Below are 15,166 nucleotides of genomic sequence, written 5' to 3'. Positions count from 1 at the left end.
CGGCAACAGGTTGCGGCGGAACCTGACAGCCCCGACCTGCGATGACAAGGCACGATGCCCGAAGCGGCGCTCGTGTCGCCGATGTCCACAACTAAGCCGGGCAATTCAGCAAATGAGGCCGCGCACATACCCCTGCCGCGTCAGACGACCGGCAGGGTAGAGTTGGCGGGCAGCCTCTTAGTCGCTCTTCTTCTGGGCGTTGAGCTCGCGGTTGAGCTTGTAGTCGATCTTGAACGTATCGCCCGGGAAGGAGCCGCCCTGCTTGACGTTGAACACCATCACGGTGGTGTCCTTGCCCTGGGCGTCGGTGATGGTCCACTGGCGCAGTTCATAGGTCTTGGGGTCGAACATCATGGTGATGGTCGAGTTGCCGAAGACCTGCTTGTCCGACAGCTTGATGGTGGTCAGGTCGTCCTCTTCGGTGACGCTCTTGACCTTGTTGCCGCTGAGGTCGATGCGCTCGTCGAGCAACAGCTTCAGCGGCGTCTTCGACAGCGGATAGAGGTCGGAAGTGCGCATCTTCGAGTTCAGGATGACCACCGACTGACCGTCGGAAATGACCTTGAAGTTCGATGGCGCCTCGTAGTTGAAGCGGATCTTGCCCGGGCGCTGCAGGAAGAATTTGCCGCCGGTCTGCTCGCCGCGCGGACCAAACTGCACGAACTCGCCCGACATCGAGCGCACGCTCGAGAAATGATCGGCGATGCGCTGGGCGGCATCGGAGCCTTGCGCCTGGGCCGGGCCGTTGAAGGCGACCAGCGGCGTCGCGGTCAGCGCGATCGCGGCCGCGAAGCCGAGCAGGCGTCGGCGGGTCGGGGTGCGGATTTCGTTCATGCCGGTTACTCTCTCATTCAAGTTCGACGGTTGTATCGGCACTTAGTAGGGCTGAAGTTTGACATGGTTCACGCCCTCGCGCACTGAACGCGAAAACGTGATCGCCAGTTCCCAGATCCTACATCTTGTCGTCTTCCGTCGGCACCAGAATCTCGCGCTTGCCGGCATGATTTGCCGGACCGACGATACCCTCCTGCTCCATCCGCTCGATGATCGAGGCGGCACGGTTGTAGCCGATGCCGAGGCGGCGCTGGATGTAGCTGGTCGAGGCCTTGCCGTCGCGCAGCACCACCGACACAGCCTGGTCGTAGGGGTCGTCCGAATCCTCGAAGTTACCGCCGCCGCCATTGCCGCCACCCTTGCCCGATGGCTCGTCCTCGTCCTCGCCATCGTCCTCGGTGATGGCGTCGAGATATTCCGGCACACCCTGCAGCTTGAGATGCGCGACCACCTTCTCGACCTCGTCGTCGGCGACGAACGGGCCGTGGACACGCTGGATGCGGCCGCCGCCGGCCATGTAGAGCATGTCACCCATGCCAAGCAGTTGCTCGGCGCCCTGCTCGCCCAGAATGGTGCGGCTGTCGATCTTCGACGTCACCTGGAACGAGATACGGGTCGGGAAATTGGCCTTGATGGTGCCGGTGATGACGTCGACCGACGGACGCTGGGTCGCCATGATGACGTGGATACCAGCGGCACGCGCCATCTGCGCCAGGCGCTGGACCGCGCCTTCGATGTCCTTGCCGGCGACCATCATCAGGTCGGCCATTTCGTCGATGATGACAACGATGTAGGGCAGCGGCGCCAGATCGAGGTTCTCGGTCTCATAGATCGCCTCGCCTGTCTGGCGGTCGAAGCCGGTCTGCACCGTGCGCGAGATCTGCTCGCCCTTCTTCTCCGCCTGGCTGACGCGCGCATTGAAGCCGTCGATGTTGCGCACCCCGACCTTGGACATCTTGCGGTAGCGGTCTTCCATCTCCCGCACCGTCCATTTCAGCGCCACCACGGCCTTCTTCGGATCGGTGACGACAGGCGTCAGCAGGTGCGGGATGCCGTCATAGACCGACAGTTCCAGCATCTTCGGATCGATCATGATCAGGCGGCATTCCTGCGGCGTCATGCGGTAGAGCAGCGACAGGATCATGGTGTTGATCGCCACCGACTTGCCCGAGCCGGTGGTACCGGCGACCAGCACGTGCGGCATCTTGGCGATGTCGACGATGACCGCCTCGCCATTGATGGTCTTGCCGAGCGCCAGCGCCAGCTTCGACTTGGTCGTCTCGAAGTCGCGGCTGGCCAGGATCTCGCGGAGATAGACGGTCTCGCGCTTGGCGTTCGGCAGCTCGATGCCGATCGCGTTGCGTCCCGGAACGACGGCGACACGAGCGGCGATCGCGCTCATCGAGCGGGCGATGTCGTCGGCGAGGCCGATGACGCGGCTCGACTTGATGCCGGGTGCCGGCTCGAGCTCATACAGCGTGACGACAGGGCCCGGACGGACATGGATGATCTCGCCCTTGACGCCGAAGTCCTCGAGCACGCCTTCAAGCAGGCGCGCATTCTGCTCCAGCGCATCCTTGGACAGCGACGCGTCGCGCACGACGTTCTTGGGCTCGGCCAGGAAATGCAGCGCCGGCATCTCGAAGGTCTCGGTGCCGATCAGCGTGGTCTGTGCCTCGCGCTGGACGCGGGCTCCGGGTGCCGGCCGGGGTGCTGGTGCGGCGACACGCGCAGCGGGCGATCCGGCTTCCGGCGAGCGGAAATTCTGCACCTGGGCATTGCCGCCGCGGCGCGGCTCCGCCGGCATGTCCATGTCGTCGTCGCCGAAGACATCCTGGTCGTCAGGGTCGATCGAAACGGCGCGCTCAGACACCATCTGGGCAAAGAATTCGGGTTCGACGCGGGCGCGGCCGCCTGTCGTGACGCGCTGTTCGGCGCGCTCGGCCGATTCGACGCGCTCGGCCGCCTGCCGCCAGGCGCTCTCGCGCTTGACCGGCGGCATGTCGTAGCCTTCCAGCTCGCGGCGCTTGGCGGCGCGGCGGCGCATATAAGCCTTGGCCGACAGCCACCAATGGGTGATGGCGCCAAGCGCCAGCACGCCCTCGTTTTCGTCCTCGTCCTCGTCGTCGAAGCTGGCGAAGTCCTGCTCGCGCATGTCGGGCTTGGGTTTGGGATTGACCACCGCAAAGCCGTTCTCGCGGTTGAGCAGGCCGGCACCGAAGGCAAACAGCCAGATCGCCGGCGCAATCAGCAGCACCCCGATGACGGTGGCGATCAGCCCGGTCGGATAACCGCCGATGAACAACCCCGGCACCTTGAGCACCATGTCGCCGAACACACCGCCGAGGCCGGTCGGCAGCGGCCAGGTCGGCGGCGCGCCGACGCAGCCTGCAATCGCCGCGCCAAGAAGCGCCGATCCAAACCAGACGAGACCGCGCTTGGGCATGCGGTCGACGCCGCGCGCGGTGACGAACAGCACGCCCCAGATCACTGCCGGCATCAGGGCAGCGACCGAGGCAAGGCCGAAGAACTGCATCGCGAGATCGGCGAACACAGCACCCGGATAGCCCATGGCGTTGGTCACGGGATTGTCGGTGGCATGGCTGAAGCTCGGATCGGCAACGTTCCACGTGCCGAGCGCCGCGAGTCCGAAGGCAACGAAGGCAAACAGGCCCAGACCCGCCGCACGGCCTGCCTGCCGTCGCGCGAATGCCTGAATGCCGTGCCCCGTCTCGGTCAGCGCGAGCGGTGAGGAAACCCCAGAACGCATGCCTCGTCCCCGTCCATTGATGCCGTGGCCCGCATGCGGACGCATGGCGGGCAGATTCGTTTGTCAGACTATCGGGGCGAAGGTTAAGGCGGCATTAAGGTTAAGCCATTGTTCATGCGACGGCCTCTCACACGTTCTCGCGAGCGCCAGAAAGCACTGCGTTCGCTCCTCCTCTACCGGCATTCTTGATGCAACCATCCCGCCGCCGTGGCGTTGGTGCCAGAAGGGACCAGAAACGAGGAGAAAAAAATGAGAAAGCTCATTTTGGCCTTGGGTGCCGCAGCCCTGATGGCCGGCGCAGCCTGGGCAGCTTCGGCCGACGGCGTGGTCAAGGAGTTCAACAAGGACACCCGCGTGATCACGCTCGAGGACGGCAAGACCTACACCGTCCCGGCTGACGTGGCACTTCCCGCCGATCTGGCGGCAGGCATGAAGGTGTCGATCACCGTGGCCGATGACGACGCCACCAAGGTCACCGCCGTCATGACATCGGCGATGTAACGCCGCCTAGCTTGGCTAGCAGAAACCCCGCCCCGACAGGGCGGGGTTTTTGCATGTCCGGGGCCAAAACAGGCTTGCCGCCGGGGCTGCAGCGCCATAGTTTTCCATATTAGGAAAATCTAATGGAGGCAGCGATGAAGCACCATAGCATCGAGCAACTGCAGGCCTTCGCAGACATCCAGCCGCTCAGCCCCTATTTGCCGATGACGCGCACCGAGCGTCTCGAGCGCTGGGCGCAACTGCTTGAGGATCAGCCGGAACGGCGCCTCGGCACGCTTTCAGGCACCGAATACGCCCCGCGCGCCGAACGGCTCGCCATGCGCGTACCCGGCTCGCCCATAACAGTGGCATTCGAGGACCCCGCCTTCCGGGCAGCCGGCCTCGAAGACGACAGCTACGGCGCGGCCAAGCGCTTCTTCGACCTGTCCGATCGGCAGCTGCACAACATCGTCTGCTACTGCCATTTCGGCGATGCGGTCAGGGGCGCAAGTGCCGCCCGCCGTGTCCGCGCGGCGATCAGCATGTGGACGCGCATCCGGGCATTCTTCGCCTGAAGGCGCGTGAAGGTCGGCCAGCATCCAGGCAAGGGCCCGGCAGACCGGGCCTGGGTGAACGTTGCGGCTGTTGCCACCGGGTAGACACATTAGGATGCACACATATAGTCGACTGACTGGGCAACGACCCGGATCGCGCGGCGCACTTCCGTCGCTTTGCCCCCTCGGAATCAAGCCAGGAGCCAGATGCCGACAGGATTGAGATTCTTCGACGCCACCTACTATCCCGTACCCAAGAGCGGCAGCAGCAGCGTCAAGTACCTGCTGATGCAGGTCGCCGGCGCTGATCAGGCACTCGACAATCCCGACGACGACGTCCACCACCACCTCGGCACCCACCTGGTCGATCCCTTTCGCCCGATGCACAATGCCGACGCCAGGCCCTTCACCATCGTCAGGGATCCGGTCGAGCGGTTGTTGTCAGCCTATTTCGACCGCGTGGTCAAAGCCCGGCAACTGGTTGGCGAAGAGGCCGACGGCGAACTGGCCCGCGAGCTCGGCCTGTCGCTCGAACCGGATCTCGAGACCTTTATCCTCAAGGTCGAGGACTATTGCCGCATCTGCGCCGACATCCGCTTCCACGTCGCCTCGCCGCGCTACTTCCTCGGCAGCAACCTTTTCCTGTTCGACCGGGTGTTCAAGCTGGAGAAGATCGACCAGGTCGCCGCCTACATCAGCGAGATCGTCGGCCAGGACGTATCGATGCCGCACATCCACGTCTCCAGCGGACAGGCCAGCCCATCCGACCTGTCACCGGCGGCGCTCGCCAAGGCGCTGCGCTTCTGCCGCTACGACTATGCCTTCCTCGTCGATCTTTACGATGCCGGCCGCTGGGGCGTCATCCCGCGCGGCACGCGGCGCGATCCATCGACGCTGAGCGTCTACCGCGACCCGGCGAAGTACGAAGACACCAGCTATCCCCGCACGCCGCGCAATCTGCGCAACTTCCTGAGCAAGCGCCCGCTCGATCCGGCATTGCCCAAGGCCGACTAGCCCCAACTCCAGACAAAAAGGAGGCCCGGATTGCTCCGGGCCTCAAAGCGCAGCTGCCTTGCGGGCGGCCACGACGGGATTTGGGAGGATGTTGCGCGGCCAGGGCATCGGCCACGCGGCGTGGGAGCGCGATCCCTAGGGGGAAGACCGCGCCCCAACAGGCATCAGGAGTGGTAGGCCACTTCGCCGTGCGAGGTCAGGTCGAGGCCCTGGCGTTCGGCTTCGACGGTCGGGCGCAGGCCAACGAGCAGGTCGACCAGCTTGTAGAGCACCAGCGAGCCGACCCCGCACCAGATGACCGTCACCGAGACGGCGAGGAACTGCGTCCACACCTGGGCGCCGACCGACATGTCGCCGTAGCCGATCCCACCGAGGCTCTCGGCATTGAAGATGCCGGTGCCGAGCGCGCCGACGATGCCGCCGACACCATGGATGCCGAAGACGTCGAGCGAGTCGTCGTAGCCGAGCTTGATCTTCACCACCGCCACGAAGAAGTAGCAGATCACCGAGGCGATCGCGCCGAGCGCGATGGCGCCGACGGGACCGACGAAGCCGGCTGCCGGGGTCACAGCGACGAGACCGGCGACCATGCCGGAGGCGGCACCCAGCATCGACGCCTTGCCGCGGGCAACGACTTCGATGATCACCCAGGCGAGGATCGCACCGGCGGTCGCGGTGAAGGTGTTGATCATGGCGAGAGCAGCACCACCATTCGCTTCAAGGTTGGAACCGGCGTTGAAGCCGAACCAGCCAACCCATAGGATCGAGGCGCCGACCATTGTCAGCGTCATCGAGTGCGGAGCCATGTTATCCTTGCCGTAGCCGGTGCGCTTGCCGATCACCAGGGCGCCGACCAGGGCTGCGATGCCCGCGTTGATGTGCACGACGGTACCGCCGGCGAAATCAAGCGCGCCCCAGCCATAGATCAGGCCGTCCGAATCCCAGACCATGTGAGCGATCGGGAAGTAGACGACCGTCACCCACAGCGCCACGAACAGCAGCACCGCCGAGAACTTGATGCGTTCGGCGAAGGCGCCGACGATCAGCGCCGGCGTGATGCAGGCAAAGGTCATCTGGAAGACGATGAAGACGTATTCGGGGATGACGACACCCTTGGTGAAGGTCGCCGCCATGCTCTCGGGCGTCACGCCGGCAAGGAATGCCTTGCCGAGGCCGCCCCAATACGGGCTGGGCGCGTCGCCAAAGGCCATCGAGTAGCCCCAGAACGTCCAGATCACGATCACCAGCGCCACGATCATCGTGCACTGCATCAGCACTGACAGCATGTTCTTGGCGCGCACCAGGCCGCCATAAAACAGCGCCAGGCCAGGCAGCGCCATGAACAGAACCAGCAGCGACGAGGTCAGCATCCAGGCGACGTCGCCCTTTTCCATGACGTCGGCGGGTGCCGGCGCCGCTGCAGCCGCGGCGTCAGCGGCCGCAGGTGCAGCTTCCTGGGCGAAGGCCATGACCGTTCCCAGGGCGGTCAGTGCGAGCGTGCCGACAAGGGCCGTCCGCGCCGCCGTCTTCAATGAGGTTGGAATTTGCATTGAGGTCTCCATGAGAATTGGTTGGCCTGCTCAGAGCGCGTCGGTGTCGGTTTCGCCGGTACGGATGCGCACGGCCTGGTCGATGCCGAAGACGAAGATCTTGCCGTCGCCGATCTGGCCGGTCTTGGCGGCCCCGGTGATCGCTTCCACGGCCTTGTCGACGAGGTCAGTCGAAACGGCGACTTCGATCTTGATCTTGGGCAGGAAGCTCACCGCATATTCGGCGCCGCGGTAAATCTCGGTATGTCCCTTTTGCCGTCCGTAGCCTTTGACTTCGGTGACGGTCAGGCCCTGGATGCCGACATTGGTGAGCGCTTCGCGTACCTCGTCGAGCTTGAACGGCTTGATGATAGCCATCACGATTTTCATCAGGTTTCACCCCTTGCTGATGCGGGTCCCCCCGCGTTGCAGACGTCGCCAGCGGACCCGAAGACCACCGGTGAGTGAGCAATGCTATTCAAGCTCCGTGCCAGTTTGCCCCGGCACAAGCCAACCATCTGAAATGTAAGGAAAATGCGCTGAGCGCAGGCAACATCCTTCGCAGGTGCAGCAAAGCACCTGCTCACAGAATGTGCAAAATATCTAAAATGCCTATTTGGTAGGCTTCGTCCGAAGGCGGATCAGCCCTTCCTGTGCCACCGAAGCGATCAGCGTGCCGTCCTGGGCATAGAGCGCGCCGCGGGTGAAGCCACGCGAACCCGAGGTCGACGGGCTGTCCTGGGTGTAGAGCAGCCAGCCGTCGAGCGAATGCTCGCGATGGAACCACATCGCGTGGTCGATGCTCGCCGCCTGGATGTCGGGATCGAAGATGCCGCGGCCATGGGCAAAGGTTGCCGTATCGAGCAGCGTCATGTCGGAAAGATAGGCAAGCACCGCACAGCGCAGTGCCCGGTCGTTCGGCACCGGGCCGGTCAGGCGGATCCACACCTTTTGCAGCGGCGGCAGCTTGTCCCGGCTCGAATAGTGCTCGGCATAGACGGGCCTCAATTCAAGCGGTCGCTCCTTGGCCCAGAACAGCCTGATCTGCTCGGGCACATGCGTTGCTTCCTGCAGGAGCTCGCGCTGCGACTTCAGCTCCTCCGGCGGCGGCACGTCGAGCGGCATCGGCATCTGGTACTCCAGGCCCTGCTCCTCGACCTGGAACGACGCTTCGAGCGAAAAGATCGCATGGCCGTGCTGGATCGCCACCACGCGCCGCGTGGTGAAGCTGCCGCCATCGCGGATGCGGTCGACCTCGTAGATGATCGGCACGGTGATGTCGCCGGGGCGCATGAAGTAGCCGTGCAGCGAATGCACGTGCCGGTCCGGGCCGACGGTGCCCTGTGCCGCCACCAGCGCCTGCGCGATGGTCTGGCCGCCAAACACGCGCTGCCACTGAACCTGCGGGCTGCGACCACGGAACAGGTTGTGTTCCAGCTTCTCGAGATTGAGAATGCTGAGAAGCTCTTGTATTCCGGCCGGCATGCTTTCCCCTTTTCGGGACGAAGTATACCCGGTTTCCAGCAGGAAGCCCCCGTCGAGTCAAGGCGGGAAGCCTAGCCGTAAAGGACGCCGCCATGGTCACGCGCGAATCTGACGACAAGAAATCGACGCAGCTCGACGTGCTGGTCGCCGGCGCCGGCTATGTCGGCCTCGCCACCGCCGTCTCGATCAAGCAGGCACGGCCCAATCTGCACATTGCCATCGTCGACGCGGCACCCGCCGAGGTCTGGCGCAAGGACGGGCGCGCCTCGGCGATTGCCGCCGCTGCCTGCCGGATGCTCGACCAGCTTGGCTGCTGGGAAGAGATCGCGCCCGAGGCGCAGGCGATCACCGACATGATCATCACCGATTCGAAGAGCGCCGACCCGGTCCGCCCGGTGTTCCTCACCTTCGACGGCGAGATTGGCGCCGGCGAACCCTTCGCCCACATGATCGAAAACCGGCTGCTCAACGGCGCCTTGCGCCGCCGCGCCGCCGAGCTTGGCATCGACATTATCGAGGGCGTCGCGGTCCAGGCCTTCGAGGCCGGCATCGCGGGTGCCAAGGTCCACCTTGCCGACGGCATCAGCATCGACACGCGCCTTCTCATCGCCGCCGACGGCGTCAATTCCAAGCTGCGCGACATGGCCGGCATCAAGACGGTGCGCTGGGAATACGGCCAGTCCGGTATCGTCTGCACCGTGGTGCACGAGCGCCCGCATGGCGGCCGCGCCGAAGAGCATTTCCTGCCGGCCGGGCCCTTCGCCACCTTGCCGCTCAAGCCGACGAAGGACGGCACCAACCGCTCCTCCATCGTCTGGACCGAGCGCACCGAGGATGCCGACAAGCTCGTTGCGGGCGACCCGTTCGTCTTCGAGATCGAGCTGGAACAGCGCTTCGGCCTCAAGCTCGGCGAGATCCGCGTCGAGGGCAAGCCTCGCGCCTGGCCGCTCGGCCTGACGCTGGCCCGCGCCTTCGTCGCCCCGCGCTTCGCCCTTGCCGGCGATGCCGCCCACGGCATCCACCCGATCGCCGGCCAGGGCCTCAATCTCGGCTTCAAGGATGCGGCAGCGCTCGCCGAAACCATCGTCGAGGCTGACCGCCTGGGACAAGACATCGGCGCGCTCGACGTGCTCGAACGCTACGAGCAGTGGCGCCGTTTCGACACCGTGCGCATGGGCATCACCACCGACGTGCTCAACCGGCTGTTCTCCAACGACATCGCCCCCGTCCGCGCCATCCGCGACATCGGCCTCGGCCTCGTCGACCGCGTCCCCCGGCTCAAGGACTACTTCATCCGCCAGGCCTCGGGCCTGACAGGCGAAACCCCGCGCCTGCTCAAGGGCGAGGCGATCTGATCGCTACAGTTCGTCATCACAGCATCACGCCCCCGGGATGTCGTAGATCGGCCTGACCTCGACCTTGCCCATCGCCGCCAGCGGAATGTTCGAGGCGATCTCCAGCGCCTCTTCCTCGCCCTCCGCATCGATCATCACGAAGCCGATCAGCTGTTCCTTGGTCTCGGCAAACGGCCCGTCGGTCACCAGCCGCTTGCCGGCGCGCCGCATGACCGTTCTTGCCGCCGTCACCGACTGCAGCGCCTCGGCCGCAATCAGCTTGCCCTTGGCTTCCAGCTGCCTGTCATAGGCCAGCGAGTCGGTGTCGAGCTTCTGTTTCTGTTCAGGCGCCAGCGTGCCGAACAGACCCTCTTCGAGATAGACCAGGCAGACATATTTCACGGATGATCTCCTTGGGTTGACCGTACGCACAAGGACGCTGCTGGCCGCGACAAGCAGACATTTTGGCGTAAGACTTTTTTCGCACGGCATGGCTTTCCTGACGACGGGACGCTGGCAGGCGCGCAAGGCGGCGCTATAGTCTCACCCGGTTGCCGCACCTGGCCCCGTCAGAAATCATGGAGAACATCATGAACCACAGCGCCAACGCCGTCTGGAAAGGCAATCTGAAGGAAGGCTCGGGAACGCTCGACACCCAGAGCGGTGCGATCAAGGGCCAGCCCTATTCGTTCAAGGCCCGCTTCGAGGACGAAACCGGCAAGTCCGGCACCAACCCGGAAGAGTTGATCGCCGCCGCCCACGCCGGCTGCTTCGCCATGCAGCTGTCGCACTTCCTTGCCGAAAACGGCACCCCCGCCGACAAGCTCGACGCCAAGGCGGTGGTGACGCTGATCCCCGGCACCGGCATTACCGAGAGCGCGCTGACCCTCGTTGGCACCGTACCCGGCATCGACGACGCCAAGTTCCAGGAACTTGCCACCAAGGCCAAGGAAAACTGCCCCGTCTCCAAGGCGCTCGGCGCGATCAAGGTCTCGCTGACCGCCAGCCTCGCCTGAACGGCTTTTCGGGCGCCGGTCTGGCATCGGCGCCCTCGCCGCCTCAGGCGGCCAGCCCCTCCGCCCGCACCTCCGACGGCGTCGCGTCGAAGCGGCGGCGGAATACCCGGTTGAAATAGGACAGGTCGTTGAAACCTGCCTCATAGGCGATGTCGGTGATGCTGCGTTGCGCCCATAGTGGATCAGCCAGCATGCGGTGCGCCCGCTTCAGCTTCTGGCCGAGCGCGAACTCGGTGAATGACAGCCCCTCGCTCTCGAACAGCTTTCGGACATAGCGCGGCGACAATTTGTGTTCGGCGGCGATCGCTTCGGCCGACAGCCCACGCAGGTCGCCGCGCGCCGAAATGTCGGCCTTGATCGCCGCAAGCCTTGCGGCGCGCAGGCCGCGCCCCAGCGCCACCTGCTCGGCGTCGCGCGCCGCCCCCAGCGTCAGCGCGGTCAGGTCGAGCAGATGACTTGCCACCATGCGCGCCATGTTGCCCGGCAGCGGCTCGTCCAGTTTCTGCAGCGCCGTGGCATAGGTGATCAACAGCTGCATCGGGCCGTGGCTGATCGGGATCGGCCGCATCATCATCCTGGAGACGTCGCCGAGCAGCGGCTGCAGCGCCTTCCTGTCGAAGCGCAGGTTCACGTAGGTGAAGCCCGGTCGCGTGACGTTGGCGCCGACCCGCCCGCCGGGCACGAACATCGCGCAGCCCGGGCGGATGCTCTCGTCCTGACCGCCGACCTGCATGTGGCTGCCGCCTGACAACGCAGCCAGCAGGATCACGTCGTCATTGTCGATCATCTCCTTGCCGATGCCGACCTTGATCGGCGAGGCCGAGCCTGTGGCGATGCCCACGCCGGGCAGCAGCCGCACCCGCATGTCCATGTGGACGGGCGTGCCGTCGACCGGCTCGAGGTCGGCATTGAGGATGGTGCGGCCATAGACCTCGCGCAGCACGGCAAGCCGCTCCTGCGCCGGGAGGTCGTCTGTCAGCACGCGAAAGGAGGCATTCTGCCCGTCAGGATTCGTCATTGGTCTACTCAACGATACACAACCAAGGCGGGCAGGCGCTCTTTCTATTTCGCGCGGATGAATAGGTCAAGCCCGTACCGCCGAAACCCTGCGAATGGGCCGCGCAGTCCAAGAACGGCAATGCCCGCCCGTCTAGTTTGCGCTCGCGAATCGAAGTGGTCAGTCCAGCAAACGAGGTAACGGACATGTACCGCCTGCAATTCTGGAAGACGCTCGCAGCACTTGCCGCGGCCGGCTTCAACCCGCGCGCTTTCCTCGCCCCCATGGCGCTCGGCGGCAAGCTCCCCGAACCGGCTGAGACGCGGCAGCCGAAGGAGAACAAGGAACCGGAGGCCTGATCCGCAAGGACAGGCTCTGAAGCGCCGGCGTTCGACGCCGGCGGCTGACGGAGTCTGGCTGCAAGGAATGCCAGGGCAGTGGCATTCCGACCAGCCGGCAGGCCGGGCGCGTGGGGGGCAGACCCGCGTCCGGCCACCCCTGGCTCGCCCCCACGTTTTGCGTTTGTTGCGCGCCAAAGCGGCAGCGCGCAATGCGCGGTCGCGCCACGCCTCGTCTTCGAAACCAAAAATCGCCGGAAATGTTTAGCTTTCGAGGGGACCAGCGCACCCGGGAGGAACCCTCATGCTGAACGTCCTTGAACCGCGTCATCCGCAGCCATCGGTCGCGACCACGCTCGAAATCACCGACATCACTGCAGACGTCCGCCATCTCGACGGTTTCGACCATCACGAGCAGGTATGGCTCGGCCGCGACACGGCGCGCGGGCTGCTTGCCATCGTCTCGGTCCACACAACCGTTCTCGGGCCTGCCCTCGGCGGCACGCGCATCTGGCCGCACAAGAGCTTCGAAGCCGGCGTCATCGACGCGCTGCGGCTATCGCGCGGCATGACCTTCAAGTCGGCCATCGCCGGCCTGCCGCTCGGCGGCGGCAAGGCGGTCATCATCGCCGACGCCAAGACCGAAAAGACGCCCGCCATGCTCGAGGCCTATGCCGAGATGCTCAACACGCTCGAGGGCCAGTACATCACCGCCGAGGACGTCGGCATGACGCTGGCCGACGCCGACTTCCTCGCCGAGCGCGCGCCCAATGTCAGCGGCACCACCAAGGGCGGCAGCGGCAACCCCTCGCCCTTCACCGCCGAAGGCACCTTCGTCGGCCTCAAGGCAGCCCTTCGCCACCGCACCGGCAGCGACGACCTCGCCGGCGTCCGCGTGGCTGTCCAGGGCCTCGGCTCGGTCGGCTGGTCGCTGTGCCAGAAGCTCCACGCTGAAGGTGCCGTCCTGACCGTCTGCGATCTCGATGCTGTCAGAACCGCCCGTGCCGCCGAGACCTTTGGCGCGACCGTTGTGTCAGGCGATGCGATCATCGCAGCCGACGTCGACATCTTCGCCCCTTGCGCGCTGGGCGGCATGCTCTCCGCTGACACCATTCCGCTGCTCAAGGCCAAGATCGTCGCCGGTGCCGCCAACAACCAACTGGCCACGGCCGAGGACGGGCAGCGCCTCGTCGAACGCGGCATCCTCTACGCCCCCGACTACGTCATCAATGCCGGCGGCGTCATCAACGTCGCCGCCGAAATGGCCGACGGCGGCTACGACGTCGCAACCGTCACCCCGCGCGTCGCCCGCATCGCCGATACCCTCACCGCGATCTTCCAGCGCGCCGACCGCGAAGGCCGCACCACCGACGCCGTCGCCGAGGCGATGGCGCGCGAGATCGTCGAAGCGGCGAGGAAGTAAGCAACCAGCTCCCTTCTCCCGCCCGCGGAGAGGTGAGATGCGGTCCGCGCAGCGGACGAAAAGCCAACTGCTTGGCTTTTCGAGCATCGAACGCCGGCAGGCGGATGGGGGCAGCGCAGCCTCACCGACACCACCCAAATGCAAAACGGCCCGGCTGCTTTCGCAACCGGGCCGTCTTTCATTCCAACGACGACCAAGGCACGCGCTCTTCAGGAAGCCTCTAACGGCAGCGCCGCTGACAACCGCGCCGTCCCTCCCGCTTCTCCTCGCTCCAGCCGGCCACCCACAGCATCGCTCACCCGAACCCCGTGGAAGCGCGTTTATTCCCTCCATAGCCATATATCTTGATTATAAAGATATTAGATGATAGAGACAATTTCTTACTTCCCTTCACAGAGGTTCAGCCATGCTTTCATTTCCGCTCATATCCACCGGCCTTGCCGCAGCACTCGCTTTGATGTCCATCGGCGGCGGTCTTTATGAATTCTCGGTCGTCGATCAGGTCTGGCCCGAACGTCGCGACCTGATCCAGCCGGAGCTCGGCGGCCTGTCGCGCCGCCGCTTCTGGATCCCGGCGCATACCGCCTTCGAGATCGCCCTGATCGTCACGCTGGTTCCCGCCTGGTCGATCCCCGACGCCCGCTTCTGGCTGCTCATCGCACTCGCCGCGCACCTTGTGATGCGTGTCTGGTCGGCCTTCGACTTCATTCCCAAGGCGCTGGCCTTCGAAAGACTAACGTCGACAGCAATGGATCAGCACGCCGCACGGCGCTGGGCACAACGCAGCAGGCTGCGCCTGCCGCTCGATCTGGCGGTTGGCTTGTCGATGCTGTTGGCTTTCGCCGCCGTCATCCGCTCGCTATGAGTAGCTGATGCAAAACGACGCGTCCTCCCATCACGAACTCATCGCCGCACTCGACCGCGAGGTGCGGCGCATGGGGGCGCAGAACATCGTCACCAGCCAGACCGTGGCCGAGCGTTTCGGCTTGCACACCACCGATCTCGAATGCCTCGACCTGTTGTTCATGCGCAAGGCTGCGACACCGGGCGAGCTCGCCGCCGCCACCGGGCTGAGCTCGGGCGCCATGACCGCCCTGCTCGACCGGCTCGAACGCGCCGGTTATGTCGAACGCCAGGCCGATCCGGGCGACCGCCGCCGCGTGCTGCTACGCATCAAGACAGAAGCGATCAAGCCGATCGAGGCGGTCTATGGGCCGATGCAGGCTCGCATGCAGGAGCTGTGGTCGGGCTACAGCGCCGCCGAGCTTGCCACCATCGTCGATTTCCTCAAGCGCAGCACCGACCTCGCAGTCAGCTGCGTTGCAGACATGCAGCGGGATACGACGCCAGCGCCACCCAAGCGCGGCCGTTCCAAAGGCTAGGGCCTAGACG

16 protein-coding genes are annotated in these 15,166 nt (G+C 65.1%); 9 read left to right on the top strand and 7 right to left on the bottom strand.

All coding sequences use genetic code 11. The features are described 5' to 3' along the window. Positions 1–177: 177 nt before the first annotated feature. Both ACSQ3E_RS18130 and ACSQ3E_RS18125 read right to left on the bottom strand, forming a co-directional pair. Positions 178–834 (bottom strand): outer membrane lipoprotein carrier protein LolA, encoded by a 657-nt coding sequence (locus tag ACSQ3E_RS18130; RefSeq protein ID WP_436123768.1) that lies wholly within the window; start codon positions 832–834, stop codon positions 178–180. Between the two features lie 118 nt (positions 835–952). Beyond that, positions 953–3,604 carry a DNA translocase FtsK gene (locus ACSQ3E_RS18125; protein WP_436123767.1) on the bottom strand — a complete coding sequence of 884 codons (2,652 nt, stop codon included), beginning with the start codon at positions 3,602–3,604 and terminating at the stop codon, positions 953–955. Between the two features lie 249 nt (positions 3,605–3,853). On the opposite strand from ACSQ3E_RS18125, the gene ACSQ3E_RS18120 reads away from it, so the two are divergent. The 3 genes from ACSQ3E_RS18120 (at position 3,854) to ACSQ3E_RS18110 (ending at position 5,652) form a co-directional block, all read left to right on the top strand. After that, positions 3,854–4,105, top strand: a complete 252-nt coding sequence (locus ACSQ3E_RS18120; RefSeq protein ID WP_083948380.1) for a DUF1344 domain-containing protein — start codon at positions 3,854–3,856, stop codon at positions 4,103–4,105. Positions 4,106–4,239: 134 nt separating this feature from the next. Next, entirely contained in the window at positions 4,240–4,659 is a 420-nt protein-coding gene (locus tag ACSQ3E_RS18115; RefSeq protein WP_310326279.1) for a hypothetical protein, read from the top strand. 198 nt (positions 4,660–4,857) lie between these two features. Further along, on the top strand, positions 4,858–5,652 hold the full coding sequence (locus tag ACSQ3E_RS18110; RefSeq protein ID WP_436123766.1) for a sulfotransferase family 2 domain-containing protein: 795 nt from the start codon (positions 4,858–4,860) through the stop codon (positions 5,650–5,652). Between the two features lie 164 nt (positions 5,653–5,816). Here the strand turns inward: ACSQ3E_RS18110 and ACSQ3E_RS18105 are convergent, their stop codons facing one another. The 3 genes from ACSQ3E_RS18105 to ACSQ3E_RS18095 form a co-directional block, all read right to left on the bottom strand. Then, positions 5,817–7,202 carry an ammonium transporter gene (locus ACSQ3E_RS18105; protein WP_436123765.1) on the bottom strand — a complete coding sequence of 462 codons (1,386 nt, stop codon included), beginning with the start codon at positions 7,200–7,202 and terminating at the stop codon, positions 5,817–5,819. Between the two features lie 30 nt (positions 7,203–7,232). Next, positions 7,233–7,571 (bottom strand): P-II family nitrogen regulator, encoded by a 339-nt coding sequence (locus ACSQ3E_RS18100; RefSeq protein WP_055975214.1) that lies wholly within the window; start codon positions 7,569–7,571, stop codon positions 7,233–7,235. Positions 7,572–7,793: 222 nt separating this feature from the next. Next, the gene (locus ACSQ3E_RS18095) at positions 7,794–8,666 is read right to left on the bottom strand and encodes an acyl-CoA thioesterase (RefSeq protein ID WP_310326286.1); all 873 of its coding nucleotides are present in this window, start codon (positions 8,664–8,666) and stop codon (positions 7,794–7,796) included. A 92-nt stretch (positions 8,667–8,758) separates the two neighbouring features. On the opposite strand from ACSQ3E_RS18095, the gene ACSQ3E_RS18090 reads away from it, so the two are divergent. After that, complete coding sequence (locus ACSQ3E_RS18090; protein ID WP_436123764.1) at positions 8,759–10,021, top strand: ubiquinone biosynthesis hydroxylase; 1,263 nt, start codon at positions 8,759–8,761, stop codon at positions 10,019–10,021. 24 nt (positions 10,022–10,045) lie between these two features. Here ACSQ3E_RS18090 and ACSQ3E_RS18085 read toward each other — a convergent pair whose 3' ends face one another. Further along, entirely contained in the window at positions 10,046–10,402 is a 357-nt protein-coding gene (locus tag ACSQ3E_RS18085) for a YciI family protein (protein WP_436123763.1), read from the bottom strand. Positions 10,403–10,590: 188 nt separating this feature from the next. Here ACSQ3E_RS18085 and ACSQ3E_RS18080 point away from each other — a divergent pair, with 188 nt between their 5' ends. Next, positions 10,591–11,016, top strand: coding sequence for an OsmC family protein (locus tag ACSQ3E_RS18080; RefSeq protein ID WP_310326294.1), 426 nt, complete (start codon positions 10,591–10,593; stop codon positions 11,014–11,016). Positions 11,017–11,059: 43 nt separating this feature from the next. On the opposite strand, the gene ACSQ3E_RS18075 is transcribed toward ACSQ3E_RS18080, so the two are convergent. Then, positions 11,060–12,034: an AraC family transcriptional regulator gene (locus ACSQ3E_RS18075; protein WP_436123762.1), complete on the bottom strand. Its 975-nt coding sequence runs from the start codon at positions 12,032–12,034 to the stop codon at positions 11,060–11,062. A gap of 185 nt (positions 12,035–12,219) precedes the next feature. Here ACSQ3E_RS18075 and ACSQ3E_RS18070 point away from each other — a divergent pair, with 185 nt between their 5' ends. From ACSQ3E_RS18070 to ACSQ3E_RS18055, 4 genes are all read left to right on the top strand, one after another. Next, positions 12,220–12,372, top strand: coding sequence for a hypothetical protein (locus tag ACSQ3E_RS18070; RefSeq protein WP_310326300.1), 153 nt, complete (start codon positions 12,220–12,222; stop codon positions 12,370–12,372). 283 nt (positions 12,373–12,655) lie between these two features. Beyond that, entirely contained in the window at positions 12,656–13,774 is a 1,119-nt protein-coding gene (locus tag ACSQ3E_RS18065; RefSeq protein WP_436123761.1) for a Glu/Leu/Phe/Val family dehydrogenase, read from the top strand. 406 nt (positions 13,775–14,180) lie between these two features. Then, entirely contained in the window at positions 14,181–14,639 is a 459-nt protein-coding gene (locus tag ACSQ3E_RS18060) for a hypothetical protein (RefSeq protein WP_436123760.1), read from the top strand. A 7-nt stretch (positions 14,640–14,646) separates the two neighbouring features. Continuing rightward, entirely contained in the window at positions 14,647–15,156 is a 510-nt protein-coding gene (locus ACSQ3E_RS18055) for a MarR family winged helix-turn-helix transcriptional regulator (RefSeq protein ID WP_310326307.1), read from the top strand. The last annotated feature ends 10 nt before the right edge of the window (positions 15,157–15,166 follow it).

The sequence above is a fragment of the Aminobacter sp. LjRoot7 genome (assembly GCF_964252895.1).
GTDB classification, from domain to species: domain Bacteria; phylum Pseudomonadota; class Alphaproteobacteria; order Rhizobiales; family Rhizobiaceae; genus Aminobacter; species Aminobacter aminovorans_B.
The sequence above is the reverse complement of the archived record's forward strand: the minus strand, read 5'-3'. Positions and strand labels throughout refer to the sequence as shown.

Coding starts and splice junctions, on each gene's coding strand:
- ACSQ3E_RS18105 (WP_436123765.1), bottom strand. CDS start 7,202: ATGCAAATTCCAACCTCATTGAAGACGGCGGCGCGGACGGCCCTTGTC.
- ACSQ3E_RS18115 (WP_310326279.1), top strand. CDS start 4,240: ATGAAGCACCATAGCATCGAGCAACTGCAGGCCTTCGCAGACATCCAG.
- ACSQ3E_RS18100 (WP_055975214.1), bottom strand. CDS start 7,571: ATGAAAATCGTGATGGCTATCATCAAGCCGTTCAAGCTCGACGAGGTA.
- ACSQ3E_RS18090 (WP_436123764.1), top strand. CDS start 8,759: ATGGTCACGCGCGAATCTGACGACAAGAAATCGACGCAGCTCGACGTG.
- ACSQ3E_RS18080 (WP_310326294.1), top strand. CDS start 10,591: ATGAACCACAGCGCCAACGCCGTCTGGAAAGGCAATCTGAAGGAAGGC.
- ACSQ3E_RS18065 (WP_436123761.1), top strand. CDS start 12,656: ATGCTGAACGTCCTTGAACCGCGTCATCCGCAGCCATCGGTCGCGACC.
- ACSQ3E_RS18060 (WP_436123760.1), top strand. CDS start 14,181: ATGCTTTCATTTCCGCTCATATCCACCGGCCTTGCCGCAGCACTCGCT.
- ACSQ3E_RS18120 (WP_083948380.1), top strand. CDS start 3,854: ATGAGAAAGCTCATTTTGGCCTTGGGTGCCGCAGCCCTGATGGCCGGC.
- ACSQ3E_RS18130 (WP_436123768.1), bottom strand. CDS start 834: ATGAACGAAATCCGCACCCCGACCCGCCGACGCCTGCTCGGCTTCGCG.
- ACSQ3E_RS18125 (WP_436123767.1), bottom strand. CDS start 3,604: ATGCGTTCTGGGGTTTCCTCACCGCTCGCGCTGACCGAGACGGGGCAC.
- ACSQ3E_RS18070 (WP_310326300.1), top strand. CDS start 12,220: ATGTACCGCCTGCAATTCTGGAAGACGCTCGCAGCACTTGCCGCGGCC.
- ACSQ3E_RS18075 (WP_436123762.1), bottom strand. CDS start 12,034: ATGACGAATCCTGACGGGCAGAATGCCTCCTTTCGCGTGCTGACAGAC.
- ACSQ3E_RS18095 (WP_310326286.1), bottom strand. CDS start 8,666: ATGCCGGCCGGAATACAAGAGCTTCTCAGCATTCTCAATCTCGAGAAG.
- ACSQ3E_RS18055 (WP_310326307.1), top strand. CDS start 14,647: ATGCAAAACGACGCGTCCTCCCATCACGAACTCATCGCCGCACTCGAC.